Origin of the sequence: Micromonospora sp. S4605 (assembly GCF_003176715.1) — a bacterium.
Lineage (GTDB): Bacteria > Actinomycetota > Actinomycetes > Mycobacteriales > Micromonosporaceae > Micromonospora > Micromonospora echinaurantiaca.
Window position 1 is genome coordinate 41,326 of sequence record NZ_QGSW01000180.1, and the last position, 16,612, is coordinate 57,937.

Here is a 16,612-nt window from a genome sequence, read left to right on the forward strand (position 1 = left end):
GTTCCGTAACCGGTCGGTAAGGACGGTGGAGCGGATGGGCCGACTACCATCCGATCATGCCCGGTGCCCGTGCCGCCACTGTCCCGATCGCGACGCTGCTCACCGCCGCCGTCCTCGCTCTCACAGCCTGCGGCGGTGCCGAGGAGCGGCCCGTCGCCCCGAGCGGCGCGACCGCCACGTCGGTCGACGCGGCACCGTCGACCGCGGCGGCGCCGAGCCCCGGCGCGACCGCGGGTGCGCTTCCGGAGACGATCTCGTTCAGCGCGCGGACGATCGACGGTGGGACGTTCGCGGGCAGTAGCCTCGCCGGCAAGCCGGCGGTGCTGTGGTTCTGGGCCGCGTGGTGCAGCCGGTGCCGAGGGGTGGCCGGTGAGGTGGCCGCCGTGCAGCGGGACAATGCGGCGCGGGTCAACCTGATCGGTGTCGCCGGGCTGGGTAGTGGCGACGAGGCGATGCGGCGGTTCGCCCGGGACACCGGCATCGACGGCTTTCCCAATCTTTCCGACGACGACGGCCAGGTGTGGCGCCGGTTCAAGGTCACCAGTCAGGAACACTATGTGCTGCTGGACTCCGCCGGCACCGTCGTGTACTCGGGTCCACTGTCGCAGCCGGAACTGCGCAACCGGGTCAGCGGGCTGAGCTGAGCATGCCGGACGCCCCGTACGGTCTCGCGCTGGGTGCCGGCCTGCTGGCCGCGGTGAATCCGTGCGGGTTCGCGCTCCTGCCCGCGTACCTGTCGGTGCTGGTCCTGGGCGACGGTCCGGCGGCGGCCCGGGCACCGTTCGCCCCGATCGGCCGGGCGCTCGCGCTCACCGGCGCGATGACCGTCGGTTTCGTCGCGGTGTTCGGCACGTTCGGACTGCTCGCCGCGCCGGCGGCGGACGCCGTGGCCCGGCGGCTGCCGTGGGTGTCGATACTGATCGGGCTCGCCCTGGTGGCCGCCGGGGGCTGGCTGCTGGCCGGCCGGCAGTTGCCCACCTTCGCGCCCCGACTGGCCACCGGGCCGGCGGTCCGACGGCGGTTCACCTCGATGGCGCTGTTCGGCGCGGCCTACGCCATCGCCTCGCTCGGCTGCACCATCGGCCCGTTCCTGGCCGTCGTGGTCGCCGGCTTCCGCGCCGGGTCCGCCCTCTCCGGCGTCGGCCTGTTCCTGGCGTACGCGCTGGGCATGGGACTCGCGGTCGGGATCGCCGCGCTGGCCGTCGCGCTGGCCCGGGAGTCCCTGGTACGCCGCACCCGCCGCGCCGCACCGCTGCTCGGCCGCCTCGCAGGCCTGCTCCTCGTGCTCACCGGCTGCTACGTGGCCTGGTACGGCTGGTACGAGATCCGACTCTTCGCCGGCGCCGGCGGTGTGGACGACCCGGTCATCGACGCGGCCGGCGCGATCCAGACCACGATCAGCGGTTGGCTGGCCGAGCTCGGCCCGGGGACGGTCGCGGCGGTCGCTCTGGTGCTGCTCGCCCTGTCCGCCGGCGCCGCTCTGCTCCGCCTGCGCCGCACCCCGGCCGACCCGGAGAAGCGCCGGGCACCTGGCCGGGACCAGGGTCGGCAGCCCACCCGCTGACCATCCGCCATCGCCGCTGCCGCCGGCTCCGCGAGGAATCGCTAGCCGATAAGGGCTGCAGCCGTAACCTCCCCGGCCCAGTGGGGCAACCCCTGCCGGGGAGCCAGGCGAGGTTTCGGCTCGCCCTACACGGTTGACCTTCGATGTATCCAGATTTACGGTGGCGACCGTAATCGGAGAAGGGATGCCTATGCCGTTCACTGGACGGCGCCGCCTGGCGCCGATCGCGATCCTGGCGACCCTGGTCGCCGCCACAGCCGTACCCGCCACCCCCGCGCTCGCCGACGCGGCGACCGAGACCCTGGTCGGCGTACCGCACCACAACCTGGCCATCTACGGTGCCACCTTCGGCTCCACCCCGGCCGGCGACTACGCGTACGCCGTGGCGCGTGGCACCACCGGCGCGCTCAACGTCATCGACACCCGCACCGCGACGGTGGTCCGGACCCTGCCGCTGCCCGGCGCGGGCGGCTCGTGGGGCGGCACCGTCACCCCGGACGGCACCGCGTACATCGGGGCCGACAGCAAGCTGTTCCGCTACCGCCCCGGCGCCGACCACGTGGAGGACCTGGGGTCGCCGGCGCCGGGGGAGACGGCGACCTGGCGTCTGGCGAACGACGGGAAGCGGGTCTTCGTCGGCACCTTCCCCACCGGCAAGGTCTACTCCGTCGACCACCGCACCGGAGCGGTGCGCGACTACGGCCAGGTCTGGCCCGGTGAGCAGTACGTGCGCAGCATCAGCGTGGCCAACGGCAAGATCTACACCGGTCTGGGCACGGTCGCCCGGGTGGTCGAGATCGACGTCGAGTCCGGGGCCCGGCGGGAGATCCCGCTGCCCGAGCAGTACCGCGCCGAGCAGTTCGTCTACGACCTCGACGTCCACCAGAAGACGCTCTTCGCCCGGGTGACCAACAGCAACCGGGTGCTCGTGCACGACCTGACCACCGGCGAGTGGATCGCCGAGCTGGGCAACGGCCGCGGGCTGGACTTCTCCACCCCGGACGACGACGGCAACGTCTACTTCGCCTCGACCTCGGCCCGGCTGATGGCGTACAACCTGAAGACCCGGACGCTCACCCCGACCGCCTTCACCGGGTACGGCACGTCCCGCGGGTTCGGCTGGACCCACCTCGGTGGACCCGAGTGGCGCGGCCGCACCCTCGTCACCATCGACCTCAGCGGCAAGATGTACTACTTCAACCCGATGACCGGGGCGAAGAAGGTGGTGACCGTGCCGGTCCCGGGCCTGCCCGCCCAGTTGCAGACGCTCGAAGCCGGCCCGGACGGCAGGATCTGGTCCAGCGCCTACCCCAGCGGTGGGATCACCTCCTACGACCCGGCCACCGGCGCCTTCGCCGAGAACGCCAGCGCGCTGGGCCAGGCCGAGGGCCTGCTCTCCTACCAAGGCAAGATCTACGCCGGCGTCTACCCCGGGGCGAACCTGTTCGAGCTGGACCCGACCAAGCCGATCCTGCGCGGCACCAACCCGCGCCAGTTCGCCACGCTGCGCACCGACCACCAGGACCGGCCGTTCGCCATCACCGGCGTCGGCGACCGGATCGCGTTCGGCACCATCCCCGAGTACGGCCAGCTCGGCGGGGCGCTCGCCCTGGTCGACCCGGTCACCGGGGCCAAGGAGGTGCACCGCGACGTCGTACCGCAGCAGAGCGTGACCGCGCTGGCCACGGTCGGGAACCTGGTGCTCGGCGGCACCGGGATCTGGGGCGGCCTGGGCATCGCGCCGACCCAGACCGAGGCGAAGCTCTTCCTCTGGGATCCGGCGACCGCGACGAAGGTCTGGGAGGGCCCGGCGATCTCGGGCGCCAAGGCGATCACCCGACTGATCGTCGCGCCGGACGGCCGGGTCTGGGGGTCGACCGTCGGCACGCTCTTCGAGTTCGACCCGGCGAGCCGGACGGTGGTCAACACCGTCGAGGTGGAGCCCTTCGACTGGAACGTCGACCACGTCTGGCGCAGCGACCACCTGGCGGTCGCGCCGGACGGCGCGGTCTGCGGCAACTTCTCGACCACCGTCGCCTGTGTGGACCCGACGACGCTGGCGGTGGAGAAGCTGGTCACCGGCATCACCGACGTGTGGACCATGGACGCCACCGGCGTCATGTACTACGCCCGGGGCGGCGAGCTGTACAAGCTCACCCGCTGAACATCCTGGCCCGGGCGGGCGGCGGTCACCGTCACCCGCCCGGGTCGCGGCGGCGCCGGACCCCGCCGGCCGCCCGGGTCGCCGCGAAGCTACCCGGCTGGGCGGGGACCGGCCGGCCGGCCTACGCCGGCTGGGCGGCCTGGTCGGGCTCGGCGGGCAGGCTGTCCATGAACGAACTGACCGAGAAGACCGCGTTGCCGGGGCCGGCCGGGCCGTACCCGGGCGGGCTGGACAGGCCGTGCGCCTCCATCGTCGCCCGGTACACCTCCAGCAGCCGGATGTGGTACTCCAGCGGGGCGCCCTGCGGGTTGGTGCGGCCCAGCGGGGTGGTTGGCTCCGGGCACCAGGTGGTGAACCGCGGCGTGATGCCGCGGGACATGAAGAACTCCAGCCCCTCGGCGGTCGAGGCGATCGCCTCGTCGACGCTGGTGAAGCCGAACGGCGCGGCCATCTCGACGCCCGCGACGAAGTTGGGGATCACGTTGCGGGGGCCGAAGACCTCGGCCGAGTCGAGGATCCGGCGGTGCCACTCCTCGCGGCCGACGTACCGCTCCTTGCCGGGGCAGTACAGCTCGAACAGCCGCTTGTCCCAGACCTCGTAGTTGGGGTGGTAGATGCGGATGCCGTAGTCGTGGAAGCGCTGCACGTCCGCCTTCGGCAGCGCCTGGGCGACCACCTTGCCGATCCACCGGCCGGGGAACCGCTCCTCGATCGCCTTGGCGTACCGGCCGTAGAAGTCGGCCTCGCCGAGCCCCTCGACGGTGGAGGTGACGCTACCGCCGGTCAGCGTGTACGCCCGCGAGGCGCCGAGCGTGTCGTACCGGTCGATGATCTCCATCGCCTCCAGCACCTCGTCGACCGGCTTCACCCCGGTGTACGGGCGTTTGGCCGCCTTGTGCTGGCGCCAGTTGTGGTTGATGTCGCAGTACTGGCACTCCTCCTTGGCGCCGAAGTACTGGCAGACCCGGAACACGGTCAGGTAGATCAGGTAGCCCCACTGGATGGTCGGGGCCACCTCCATCACCGACTTGCCGTTGGCCAGCGTGTGGCGGTAGTACTCCGGCATCGGCGGCAGGCCGACGTCGGCGATCGGGCGGTCGTCCAGGAACAGCCGCAGCACCCCGTCACCGCTGTCCTTGACCCGGTACGGCGAGTCGGGGTTGACCCGCACCGAGACGACCGTGCGGCGCAGCCCGTACGGGCCGCCGCTGAGCACGATCTCCTCCGGCGGCCGGCGCAGCGCCGCGGTGCCCAGCTCGGGCAGGGTCCGGTGATCGAAGGAGAAGATGAAGTACGACTTCGGCTTGACCTCGCCGCCCTCGTTGTCGGTCAGCGCCGAGTCGTCGAACGCCATGCCCCCGCGCAGCAGGTCTTCCTTGATCACCGCTTCCCGCGGCACGTGCGGGAACCGCCCCATCAGATCCTCGATGAGATCAGTGCGGGTCTGCATGACTCATTCCCCCCGGTCCGCCGTCCATGTCGCCAGCGTCACCACATCACCTGCCGCCGACACCGCGTCGGCGGCGGGTGGTGATCGTGTCCCCCGTCACGCTACCGCTGCCCGCCGGCCGACCAGGAATCCACCGGCCGTCGGTCCGGTGGGGGAGGGTCAGCTGGTCCGGGCGAGCAGGGCGCGGGTGGCGGTGACGATGGCGCTCACGCCGATACCGGCCTGGTCCATCAGCTCGGTGGGGGTCCCGGAGGTGGGCATTCCGCGGACCGCCAGCCGGCACACCTGCGCCGGTACGGCGAGGTCGGCCAGCGCCTCCAGCACGGCCGAGCCGAGGCCACCCTCCGGGTAGTGGTCCTCGACGACCACCAGCCGGCCGCCGGTGTCCCGGGCGGCGTCGAGCAGCCGCTCGGAGTCCAGCGGCTTGACCGAGTACAGGTCGATGACCCGGGCCTCGATCCCCTCGCCGGCCAGCTGGTCCGCGGCGGCGAGGCAGTTGTGCGCGGTCACCCCGGCGCCGATCAGTGCGACGTGGTCGTGCCCGCCGCCGCGCAGCAGCTTGCTGCCGCCGATCGGGAAGGTCTCGTCGTTGTCGTAGAGCACCGGGTGCCCGCCCCGGGTGGTGCGCAGGTAGGTGATCCCCGTGCAGTTGACCATCTGCGCGACGAGTGCGGCGCAGGACACGGCGTCGCTCGGGTAGAGCACTGTCGAGCCGTGGATGGCGCGCATGGCGGCCAGGTCCTCCAGCCCCATCTGCGAGGGGCCGTCCGCCCCGATCTCCACCCCGGCGTGCGAGCCGCACAGCGCGATGTCGGCGCGGGAGATGGCGGCCATCCGGATGAAGTCGTACGCGCGGGAGAGGAACGCCGCGAAGGTCGAGGCGAAGGGCCGGTAGCCGCGCACCTGGAGCCCGACCGCCGCCGCGACCATCTGCTGTTCGGAGATGAACATCTCGAAGAACCGGTCGGGGTGGGCCTCGGCGAATCGGTCGGACCGGGTGGAGTCGCTGACCTCGCCGTCCAGGGCGACCACGTCCGCCCGGGAGCCCAGCGCGCGCAGCGCGTCCCCGTAGGCGTTGCGGGTGGCGACCTTCGCCCCCTTGTCGTACCGCGGCAGCTCGGGCGGCCGGCGGTCGGGGGCGGGGGCGGGGGTGACCGGTTCGGGTCGCGGCCCGGTGACCCGGATCTGGCGTACCCCGCCGAGGGCCTCGACCGCCTGCTCGGCCTGCTCCGGCTTGATCGGCTTGCCGTGCCAACCCGGCTGGTCCTCGATGTCGGCCACCCCCTTGCCCTTGAGCGTGCGGGCGAGCACCACGGTGGGGCCGGTCGCCTGCCGGGCCCGGCCCAGCGCGTCGTCGATGGCGACCAGGTCGTGGCCGTCGATGACGATCGCCCGGCAGCCGAACGCCTCGACCCGGCGCCGGTAGGTGTCCAGGTCCCATTCCAGCTCGGTCTCACCGCGCTGCCCGAACCGGTTCACGTCGACGATCGCGGTCAGGTTGCGCAGCCCGTAGTGGCCGGCCTTGTCCAGCGCCTCCCAGATCGAGCCCTCGGCCGTCTCGCTGTCCCCGCAGAGCACCCAGACGTGCACCGGCAGCCGGTCGAGGTGCTGGCCGGCCAGCGCGATGCCGACCCCGACCGGCAGCCCCTGGCCGAGCGAACCGGTGGCGACGTCGACCCAGGGCAGCGCCGGCGTGGGGTGGCCCTCCAGCCGTGAGCCGAACTGCCGGTAGGTGTCGACCAGTTCCTGGTCGGTGATCGCGCCGACGGCCTTGAAGACCGCGTACAGCAGCGGCGAGGCGTGACCCTTGGAAAAGATCAGGTGGTCGTTGCCGCGGTTGCCCGGATCCGCCCAGTCGTAGCGCAGGTGCCGGGAGATCAGCACGGCGAGCAGGTCCGCGGCGGACAGGCTCGACGTCGGGTGCCCGGACCCGGCCTTCGTGCTGCACCTGATCGCGTCCACCCGCAGCTGGGCGGCGAGCTCGGCCAGCTGGCCGACCTCCTCCTCGCGCAGTACGCGCTCCGCTTCCATGGTCATAGGTACCGCCTCCAGCCCTCGGGTGTCCGCGCCGGCCCAGCACGCCTGGGCCGTCCGGCCACACGGCTGGGCAGCTCTCCGCTGATCGGCTCGGCACCTACGGTAGTCAAGAACCGGGGCCGTCGTCCGTTAACACCGATTTGTGCGACCCGGCGGCCGGCGCCGGGCGAAGGCGCCGTGGCGGCGGTCGGCAGGTCGGAGACTCAGAGGCATGGCACAGGGTCCGGGACGCCCGGCCGGCGCCGGGCCGGCCGGGCCGGCCGGCCCGGCCGGGCGGCTGTCGGCGTGGCGATTCGTGATCTGGTTCGGCGTGGTGGCGATGCTGGCCGACGTCGTCTACGAGGGCGCCCGCTCCATCACCGGGCCGTTCCTCGCCCACCTGGGCGCCAGCGCCCTCGTGGTGGGCGTGGTCACCGGCGTCGGCGAGGCGGCCGCGCTGGTGCTCCGGCTGGTGTCCGGGCCGCTGGCGGACCGGACCGGGCGGTTCTGGGCGTGGGCCATCGCCGGGTACGGGCTCACCGTCGTCAGCGTGCCGCTGCTCGGGTTGACCTCGGTGCTCTGGGTGGCGTGCGCGCTGATCGTCGCCGAGCGGGTCGGCAAGGCCGTCCGGCAGCCCGCGAAGGACACCCTGCTGTCGCACGCCGCGGCGGTGACCGGGCGCGGTCGCGGGTTCGCCGTGCACGAGGCGCTGGACCAGGCCGGCGCGCTGGTGGGGCCGCTCGCGGTGGCCAGTGTGCTGGCGGCCACCGGGGACGACTACCGCCCCGCGCTGCTCGTCCTCGCGGTGCCCGGGGCACTCGCCCTGGCGCTGGTGGGGTGGTTGCGGGTCCAGGTCCCCCGGCCGGTCCGCTACGAGCCCGCCACGCCTGCCGGGCCGGGGGAGCGGACGTCGCGGCGGGTGCCGGGCGCCACCGAGGTCGCCCGGCTGCCGGGCCGGTTCTGGGCGTACGCCGGGTTCGCGGGGCTCACCATGACCGGGTTCGCCACGTTCGGCGTGCTCTCCTTCCACCTCGTCGCGGCGGGACTGCTCCCCGCCTCGGCGGTGCCCGTGTTGTACGCCGCGGCGATGGTCGTCGACGCGTTGGCCGCGGTGGCCACCGGCTGGGCGTACGACCGGTACGGCGCGGTCGTGCTGGTGGTCCTGCCGGTGGTGGCCGCGCTCGTGCCCGCGCTGGCCTTCTCGGCCACCGTCGGGATGGCGGTGGCGGGCGTGGTGCTCTGGGGCGCGGTGCTGGGCGTGCAGGAGTCGACGCTCAAGGCGACAGTGGCGGACCTGGTCGGGCCGGGCCGGCGGGCCACCGCGTACGGGGTGTTCGGCGCCGTCGTCGGGGTCGCCGCCGCGGCCGGTGGCGCGCTGGCCGGCGGGCTGTACGAGACGTCGGTGCCGCTGCTGGTCGCCGTGACCGCCGCCCTCCAACTGGTGGCGCTGGGCGTGCTGGTCACCATCGTGCGTGGCCGGTGGGGGCCGCACCGCCCGCCCGCTGCCACCCGGTAGCCCGGCGGCGCACGGCAACCGGCGCGCAGCCGCGAGCGGGGGTGTGGACGACGCTGTCCACACCCCCGCTCGCGGCTAGCGGATCAACCCGCCCGGCACGAGGCCAGCGCGCCGACCACGCCGACGCCCGGGTCCCGCAGCGGCAGCTTGGTCGACGCCGCGGGGCAGCGCGGCACGGTGAGGTCGTAGATGCCCCGGCCGAACGTCGCCGCGGTCAGCTGCCGGGTCGGCTCGTGGTAGCGCAGGTACATCACGGCCGCCTCCGGCAGGTCCGCGCCGAGCGCGGCCCACCCGCCGCCGTTCCACGTCGAGACGAACACCCCGACGTCCGTGCCGACCAGCAGCAGCCCGTCGGAGGTCGGCACCACCGAGTTGACCGGCGCGTCGGGTAGCCCCCGGCCGATGTCGGTCCAGGTACGGCCGCCGTCGCGGGTCACCATCACGTGCGGGCGGTCGCTGCCGGAGCGGAACGCCGAGAACGTGGCGTAGGCGATGTTCGCGTCCGTCGGGTGCACCGCCACCCGGGTCACCCAGGTGCCGGGCAGCTGACCCGGGTCGACCTCGTTCCAGCTCTGCCCGAGGTTGTCGGTCCACCACAGCTTGCCGTCGTCGGTGCCGACGTACAGCTTGTTGCCGTCGGTGGGCGCCGCCGCGATCGTGGTGATGGTGCCCCACGGGTAGCCGTTCGGGTCGTTCGGGCCGCCGCCGGTGAGGTCGGGGCTGATCGCCGTCCAGGTGCGGCCGTTGTCGGTGGACCGGTTGACGACGTTTCCGGCGTAGTACATGACGTCCGGGTCGCTCGGGTCGAACTGCAGCGGGGTGAGCCAGTTGCGCCGGTCGGAGGTGGTCTGACCCGCGCCGATCGACTGGCGCGGGCTGCCGCCGGCGGTCGCCGAGCGGTAGCAGGAGCCGTACTGGCTGCAGCCGAAGACGATGTTCGGGTTCTCCGGGTGGATGATCACCTGGAGGCCGTCGCCGCAGCCGATGGCGTTCCACGGGCCGCCCGGGCCGTTGTAGCCGCGGTTGCAGCCGTTGTCCTGGGCGCCGCCGACCTTGAGCGCCGGGTCGGTCTGCGCCACGTCCACCGTGTAGAACTGGGTGTACGGCTCGTAGGTCGACTTGACCCAGTTGCTGACCCCGTTGCTCTCCGAGCGGTAGAAGCCGCCGTCGTTGCCCAGGTAGGCCCGGCCCGGGACCTTCGGGTCCCAGCGCATCACGTGCTGGTCGGCGTGCACACCGCCGACGTTGCCGAAGCTCTGCCCGCCGTCGGTGGAGCGGCGCAGGTTCACCCCGGCGAGGAAGACGTGCTCGGCGTTGGCGGGGTCGACCCACAGCTTGCCGAACCACCAGCTGAAGGTGGACTGGGACGCCTGGTTGGCGTTGACCGGGGTCTGCGTCCAGGAGTCACCGCCGTCGTCGGAGCGGTAGAAGGCGCGGAACGGGCCCAGCGCGGTGCCGACGTACGCGTACAGCCGGTCGGGGTTGCTCGGCGCCAGGGCGAGGCCCCAGCGGCCCTGGTCGGCGTCGGTGGGCAGGCCGTTGGTCAGCCGCTGCCAGGTCTGGCCGCCGTCGTCGGAGCGCCACAGGCTGGAGCCGGGGCCGCCGTAGGTGCGCTGGTGTGGCTCGCGCAGGTGGTCCCACATCGCCGCGTACACCCGGGACGGGTTGCTCGGGTCGATCAGCACCTCGGTGGCGCCGGTGGTCGGGTTCGGCGGGGCGAGCACCTGCCGCCAGCTGTCGCCGCCGTCGTCGGAGAGGTAGACGCCCCGCTCGCCGCCGGGGACGAAGAGGTTGCCGGCGGCCGCGGCGAAGATCCGGTCCTGGTCACTCGGGTCGATGGCGAACCGGGCGATGGCGTGGCTGTCCGCCAGGCCGACGTGCTGCCAGGTCCTGCCGCGGTCCCGGGAGCGGTAGATCCCGTCGCCGCCGAAGGTGATCGAGCCGCCACCCGGCTGGGCCTCGCCGGTCCCGGCGAAGAGCACCCCGTCGGTGGTCATCGCGACCGCGCCCATGCTCTGCTGCCAGGTGTCCGGCCAGGCGGGCTCGAAGGTCGCCCCCGCGTCGCCGGAGCGCCAGACGCCGCCGGACGCGGCGGCGATGAAGACCTGGTCGGGCACCTGCGGGTCGACGGCGATGTCCACCACCCGGCCGCCGATGTTGCTCGGGCCGAAGAAGTTCCACTCCTGCTCGGCGAGGTGCCGGTAGACGTTGCGGGTGTGTGCGGCGAGCTGGTTCGCCTCGCCCCGGGCCCGGGCGTACTTGGCGGCGGACAGGTCGGTGCTGCCGTCGCTGAGCCGCTGCGCGGTCATCCACTCGGCGGGCAGCTCCATCGGGCCGGTGGGGGTGCTGGTGGCCAGCGACCGCTCGCCGCTCGCCGACGGTGCGGAGGTGGTCAAGGCGGCCGCGGTCAGCAGGGCGAGGACCGCCGCCACCGGCAGGACGCGTCTACCTCGGACGAGGCTGGGACTCATACGGCATCTCCCTGTCCACGTGCGGGTACGACCGGTATCAGTCGTCTGTCGCACGCTAGAGGGCGCGGTGAGCCACGTCACCAGGCAACTGTTGGGATTCCAGCCGTCGGCTTAGGACACCTGTCGAGCCGGGCCGCCATGCCCGTGGCCGTGCCACGGCGCTCGTCAGGAGGCGGGCGGCAGCGCGAGCCAGTCCTGCCAGGTGATGTCGCGGCCCAGGTAACGGGGCTGCCGGAACGGCCAGTCGGCAGCGATCCACCGCGGTACCAGGGTGTCGAGCGCGTGCTCCACCTCGCCGCCGACCAGGTCGTCGACCACCCACCAGGAGATTTCGCCGTCGGAGCCGGTGCGCTCCGGCGGGTCGATGTAGACGCAGCCGAGGATGGCCGGCTCCTCCTCGTCCAGCAGCGCATAGTTGAACGACTGGTGCGCGGCGATCTCCTTCTCGTGCCGCAACAGGTCGATGCGGTTCTCGTCGTAGGTCATCGTCTCCGCGGGCCAACCCCAGGCCGGACCGAAGATCTCCCACAGGCGCTCCCGGGAGCCCATCACGGCCGGGTAGTCGAGCGCGGCGTCCGCCTCCCGAATCGGCCGCAGGTGAAGCGCGGTGTCGGGCACGGGTACGCGGAGGGGATGGACGAAGTCGTCGGGCAGCCAACTCATGGCAGCCGAGGCTACCTACCCGCTCTGGAACTCCGGCAGCCCCGCCTCCTCCGAGTCCGGCCCCACCACCGCGGTCAGCGTGGTGCCGTCGGCGCAGAGCGCGGCGGCCCGCAGGTACATCCGCCGCTGCTGCGCCCGGGTCAGCACCTCGGTCTCGAAGACCTCGTCCTCGACGCGCAGGAGTTCGATGTCGGCGCGGCCCTCGTAGTGGGCGCGTACGTCCAGCGGGGTCATCCGGACGGTGGCCTCCACCGTGGTCAGGGCCCCCTGCTCCACCACCGAGGTGACCCGTGCGTCGTCGGGCAGCACCAGGCCGGTGACCCGTGCGTCGACCTCCGGCTCGGTGTCCAGCGGCACCCGGTCGCAGCTGGGCAGGTTCGCCAGCATCCCGGGGCCCCGCCCGGTCGCCTGCGGGGCGTCCGTCCCGCCGCAGGCGACGAGCAGCGGAACCGTGGCGGCGACCGCGAGGGCCCGGAGTCTCACCGCAGCAGGATGCCACCTCACCGCAGCACCCGCCAGCGCCGGACCATCAGCAGCAGGGCGGTGATGATGACGCCGGTGACCGCCATCAGCACCATCGAGATGAGCGCTCCGTAGGCGAAGCCGGAGAACTCGAAGGCCTGGTCGAAGATGTAGACCGGCAGGTAGAGCGTGGCGTTGGCGGGCCGGCCGTCGGTCAGCACGTACGCGGGGACGAAGTTCACCTGGAGGGTGAGGATGGTGTCCCGGACCGCGAGCAGCACCAGCACCGGGGCCAGCATCGGCAGCGTGAGCCGGCGCAGCTGCCCGACCGGCCCGCAGCCCTCCAGCGCCGCCGCCTCGTAGAGCCGGCCGTCGAGCAGCCGGCGGGCGGCCAGCACGACGACGAAGCCCTCGCCGATCGGGAAGGCCAGCATCAGCACCACCGCCAGCCGGGCGGTGCCCGGCTCGGCGAGCCAGGTGAAGCCGGGATGGCCGAACAGGCCCAGCAGTTGGTTCAGCGGGCCGTACAGCGGGTTGAGCACCCAGAGGAAGAGCACCGCCAGCGCCACGTCCGGCACCACGGTCGGCAGGTAGACCGCGACCCGGAACCAGCGCCCGCCCGGGCGGGGCGCGGCGAGCAGCAGCGCCAGCCCCACCGCGGCGACCAGCCGCACCGGCACCGCCATCGCCACGTGCAGCAGCGAGGCCCGCAGGCTGTCCAGCAGGAACGGGTCGTCGAGCAGCCGACGGACGTTGGCCAGGCCCACGAACCGCGGATCCCGGGTGAGCCCGGTGTGGTCGGTGAACGCGTACCCGACGTTGAGCAGGGCGGGCAGCGCGACCAGCAGCGCGACCGCCACCGCGTACGGGGCGAGGAACGCCCAGCCGGTCAGCGGCCGGCGGGTCCGGCCGCCGGTCACCGGCGCCGGCCCGTCTCGGCGTCGAACCGGTGGATCCGGTCCGGGTCGGGACGCAGCCGGACCCGGTCGCCCGCGCGTACGCCGGGGCGCGGTCCGGTGCGGACGGTCAACCGGGTGCCGTCGGCGCACCGGGTGAGCAGCACCGCCTCGCTGCCCAGCGCCTCCACCGCGTCGACGGTGGCCTCGACCGGCCCGTCCGGGTCGAGCGCCAGGTCCTCCGGCCGTACGCCGAGGGTCAGCCCGGCGGCGCCGCCGAGCAGCCCGCCGCCGGGCACCAGGTTCATCGGCGGGCTGCCCAGGAAGGCGGCGACGAAGGTGTCCGCCGGTTCGTCGTAGACCTGCTGCGGCGGCCCGACCTGGCGGACCCGGCCGCGGTCCAGCACCGCCACCCGGTCGCCGAGGGTCATCGCCTCGGCCTGGTCGTGGGTGACGTGGACGGTGGTGGTGCCCAGGTCCCGGTGCAGGGCCAGCAGGTCGGCCCGGGTGGCGAAGCGCAGCGGCGCGTCCAGGCTGGCCAGCGGCTCGTCGAGCAGGTAGACGCTGGGCTCGCGGAGCAGGGCGCGGGCCAGCGCGACCCGCTGCCGCTGCCCGCCGGACATCTCGTCCGGGTGGCGGTCGAGCAGGTCGGCGATGCCCAGCCGGTCGGCCGCCGCCCGGGCCCGCCGGTCGGCCTCGGCGCGGGGGACCCGGCGCACCCGCAGCCCGAAGGTCAGGTTGCCGAGCACTGTCAGGTGCGGGTAGAGCGCGTAGTCCTGGAAGACCATCGCCACGGCCCGCCGGTGCGGCGGCACCCGCGCGACGTCCTCGCCGTCGACCAGCACCCGGCCGCCGTCCGGCCGGTCCAGGCCGGCGATCAGCCGCAGCACCGTCGACTTCCCCGAGCCGGACGGCCCGACCAGGGTGAGCAGCTCACCGGCGCGTACCTCCAGGTCGATGCCGTCGAGGGCCTTGGTCCGCCCGTACGACCTGGTCAGTTCCTCCAGCCGGATCGCGCCGCGGCCGCCCATCAGCCCCCTCCGACCGGCAGGGCGAACAGTTGCCGGCTCTGCTCCTCCAGCCGGCGCAGCCCCTCCTCCCGGTCGATCCGGCCGTAGAACAGCTCCTCCAGCAGGGTGCCGGTCTCCTTCTCCACCCGCGACCAGGTGGCGGTGCGCGGGGTGGCCCGCAGGTGCGGCTCGGCGTCGAGGTAGACCCGCGCCGACTTCGGCGGCGCGGCCGGGTCGAGGAAGACGGGGGAGTTGGCCACGTCGAGCCGGGACGGGACGGTGCGGCCGGACTCGGCGAGGATCCGCTGCCCCTGCGGGCCCATCGCGAACTCGATGAACCGCCAGGCGTCGCCGTGCTCGGGCAGCCCGGCGCTCATGCAGTACGCGTCGCTGTGCAGGATCGACGCGGGTACCCCGCCCGGGGCGACCGGCAGCGGCGCCACGTCCCAGGTGAAGCCCTCGATGGTGCGCAGCGTCGGCACGGCCACCCGGCTGTTGAGGTACATGCCGAGCGTGCCGCGCAGGAACCGGGCCTCGCTGGACTCGCTCTGCTCCTCGGCGTCCGGGGGCACCACCCGGTGCTTCAGTTGCAGGTCGAGGAACCAGTCGACGGCCGCCCGGGTGGCCGGGTCGGCGCGCAGCGTCAGCGCGGTCGGGCGGGCCGGGTCGTCGACGAGCTCACCGCGGTTGGACCAGACGAACGGCGCGAGCCGGGGCACGGACGGTTCCACGCCCAGCCCGTAGCGGCCGTCCCGGGTCAGCGCGCGGGCGGTGGCGAGGAAGTCGTCCCAGGTCCAGCCGGCCTTCGGCAGTGGTACGCCGGCGGCGGCGAACAGGTCGGCGTTGTAGTAGACGACCAGCGAGGAGAGGTTCTGCGGCAGGCAGGTCAGCGCCTTGCCGTCGTACCGGAAGGCGTCCAGCGCCCGCGGGCTGAAGTCGCTCTCCTTGAGCACGGTGCTGCGCTCCAGGTAGGACTGCGCCGGCTCGATCGCCCCCTGGGCGGCGAACTGGCCGTAGCGGCGGTAGTTGAGCAGGAACACGTCCGGCGGCTTGCCGCCGGCGAACGCGGTGGTCAGCCGGGCCATCAGCTCGTCCTGGCCGGCCACCGGGGAGAGGTTGACGTCGACGTCGGGGGTGGCCTGCTCGAAGGCGGTGACCATGGTGCGGTAGCCGGCGATCTCCTCGGCGTCGCCGAAGAGCACCACCGTGATGCCCGACGCGTCCCCGGCGCGGTCGTCGCCGCCGCAGCCGGCGGCGGCGTAGCCGACCAGCAGGGCGGCCATGACCAGGCCCAGCCACCGTCGTGCCCCGGTGTTCGTCACCTGCGTCCTCCAGATCTCAGTGCGGCCAGTGGATCGTCGTTCAACAGCACCCGCTGCGCCAGCAGGAACACCAGCACGCACGGCAGCGTGGCCACCACGCTGCCGGCCATCAGCAGCGGCCAGTCGGTGGGGTTGAGCAGGCGCAGGAACTGCAGGCCGAGCGGGTAGGTGTAGCGGTCGCCGCTATGCAGGTACAGCAGCGGGTCGATGAAGTTGGCCCAGTGGAAGGTGAAGGCGAGCACCGCCACCGCCAGGGTGGCCGGGCGGACCTGGGGCAGCGCCACCCGCCGCCACACCGTCAGCCAGCCCGCCCCCTCCAGCCGGGCCGCCCACAGTTGGCTGTCCGGCACCCCGCCGAAGCTCCAGGCGTAGAGCAGCACCAGGAACGGGCTGCCGGCCAGCGCCGCCGGGGCCAGCAGCGGCAGGTACGTGTCGACCACGCCGGCCAGCCGGAACAGCTCGAAGCGGGTGGCCCACACCGCGGTGACCGGCACCAGCAGCACCGCGAGCAGGCCGAGCACCACCCGCCGGCGGGCGGTCGGGGTGAGCAGCCGCAGCCCGAAGCCGGTGAGCGAGGCGACGGCCACGGTCAGCGGCACGGCCAGCGCCACCACCAGCGCGGAGTTCGCCAGGTAGCGGAAGAGCGGGATCAGCTCGGGCAGCCGGGCGTACGCGGCGAGCGTCGGCTCCGGCGGGAGGACCTCGAGCGTACGGGGCGGGGGCAGGCCGGTGGGGCGCAGCGAGCCGACCACCATGAACCACAGCGGGGCGGCGAACAGCGCCGCGAACAGGGCCGGTACCACGAAACGCCCGATGATCCGCGGGATCGTGGCGCGACCCGACAACCGCACGTCGCCGAACCTATGGCCGCTGGGCCGGCGAATCATCGGGCACCTGTTGGAATCGCGCCCCGCCGTCTCCTACGCCTGTCGTACCGGCCGCAGCGGCGCGGACGTCGGCGACGCGGGTGCGACCGGCCGCCGAGCTGCGTGCCGGGACGGCGACGCCTGCGACAGACGTAGGAGTCGTCGGCCGGCACCTCCCACACGTGTCCGATGACCGGCGTCGCGCCCATTCG

13 protein-coding genes are annotated in these 16,612 nt (G+C 73.5%); 4 read left to right on the forward strand and 9 right to left on the reverse strand.

Annotation, left to right across the window (positions count from 1 at the left end):
- Nucleotides 1-56: 56 nt before the first annotated feature.
- From DLJ47_RS14430 to DLJ47_RS14440, 3 genes are all read left to right on the forward strand, one after another.
- Complete coding sequence (locus tag DLJ47_RS14430) at nucleotides 57-644, forward strand: redoxin domain-containing protein (RefSeq protein ID WP_109900535.1); 588 nt, start codon at nucleotides 57-59, stop codon at nucleotides 642-644.
- A gap of 2 nt (nucleotides 645-646) precedes the next feature.
- Nucleotides 647-1,564, forward strand: a complete 918-nt coding sequence (locus tag DLJ47_RS14435) for a cytochrome c biogenesis CcdA family protein (protein WP_109900536.1) — start codon at nucleotides 647-649, stop codon at nucleotides 1,562-1,564.
- A 190-nt stretch (nucleotides 1,565-1,754) separates the two neighbouring features.
- Nucleotides 1,755-3,728: a hypothetical protein gene (locus tag DLJ47_RS14440; RefSeq protein ID WP_109900537.1), complete on the forward strand. Its 1,974-nt coding sequence runs from the start codon at nucleotides 1,755-1,757 to the stop codon at nucleotides 3,726-3,728.
- Between the two features lie 121 nt (nucleotides 3,729-3,849).
- On the opposite strand, the gene DLJ47_RS14445 is transcribed toward DLJ47_RS14440, so the two are convergent.
- Nucleotides 3,850-5,178 (reverse strand): radical SAM protein, encoded by a 1,329-nt coding sequence (locus tag DLJ47_RS14445; RefSeq protein WP_109900538.1) that lies wholly within the window; start codon nucleotides 5,176-5,178, stop codon nucleotides 3,850-3,852.
- A 159-nt stretch (nucleotides 5,179-5,337) separates the two neighbouring features.
- Nucleotides 5,338-7,215, reverse strand: a complete 1,878-nt coding sequence (locus tag DLJ47_RS14450) for a transketolase (protein WP_109900539.1) — start codon at nucleotides 7,213-7,215, stop codon at nucleotides 5,338-5,340.
- Between the two features lie 211 nt (nucleotides 7,216-7,426).
- Between DLJ47_RS14450 and DLJ47_RS14455 the strand changes: the two genes are divergently transcribed.
- Entirely contained in the window at nucleotides 7,427-8,710 is a 1,284-nt protein-coding gene (locus tag DLJ47_RS14455) for an MFS transporter (protein ID WP_109900540.1), read from the forward strand.
- Between the two features lie 83 nt (nucleotides 8,711-8,793).
- Here DLJ47_RS14455 and DLJ47_RS14460 read toward each other — a convergent pair whose 3' ends face one another.
- From DLJ47_RS14460 to DLJ47_RS14490, 7 genes are all read right to left on the reverse strand, one after another.
- Nucleotides 8,794-11,181: a WD40/YVTN/BNR-like repeat-containing protein gene (locus DLJ47_RS14460; RefSeq protein WP_109900541.1), complete on the reverse strand. Its 2,388-nt coding sequence runs from the start codon at nucleotides 11,179-11,181 to the stop codon at nucleotides 8,794-8,796.
- A gap of 165 nt (nucleotides 11,182-11,346) precedes the next feature.
- Nucleotides 11,347-11,844 carry a GNAT family N-acetyltransferase gene (locus DLJ47_RS14465; protein ID WP_109900542.1) on the reverse strand — a complete coding sequence of 166 codons (498 nt, stop codon included), beginning with the start codon at nucleotides 11,842-11,844 and terminating at the stop codon, nucleotides 11,347-11,349.
- 15 nt (nucleotides 11,845-11,859) lie between these two features.
- A complete protein-coding gene (locus tag DLJ47_RS14470) occupies nucleotides 11,860-12,327 on the reverse strand; it encodes a hypothetical protein (protein ID WP_109900543.1) in 468 nt (155 codons plus the stop codon).
- 17 nt (nucleotides 12,328-12,344) lie between these two features.
- Nucleotides 12,345-13,226, reverse strand: coding sequence for a carbohydrate ABC transporter permease (locus DLJ47_RS14475; RefSeq protein ID WP_109900544.1), 882 nt, complete (start codon nucleotides 13,224-13,226; stop codon nucleotides 12,345-12,347).
- Nucleotides 13,223-14,233, reverse strand: coding sequence for an ABC transporter ATP-binding protein (locus DLJ47_RS14480; RefSeq protein WP_109900545.1), 1,011 nt, complete (start codon nucleotides 14,231-14,233; stop codon nucleotides 13,223-13,225). Before DLJ47_RS14480 ends, DLJ47_RS14475 begins: the two co-directional genes overlap by 4 nt.
- The gene (locus tag DLJ47_RS14485) at nucleotides 14,233-15,534 is read right to left on the reverse strand and encodes an ABC transporter substrate-binding protein (RefSeq protein ID WP_233257832.1); all 1,302 of its coding nucleotides are present in this window, start codon (nucleotides 15,532-15,534) and stop codon (nucleotides 14,233-14,235) included. Before DLJ47_RS14485 ends, DLJ47_RS14480 begins: the two co-directional genes overlap by 1 nt.
- Nucleotides 15,531-16,385: a carbohydrate ABC transporter permease gene (locus DLJ47_RS14490; protein ID WP_158289817.1), complete on the reverse strand. Its 855-nt coding sequence runs from the start codon at nucleotides 16,383-16,385 to the stop codon at nucleotides 15,531-15,533. Before DLJ47_RS14490 ends, DLJ47_RS14485 begins: the two co-directional genes overlap by 4 nt.
- Nucleotides 16,386-16,612: the final 227 nt, after the last annotated feature.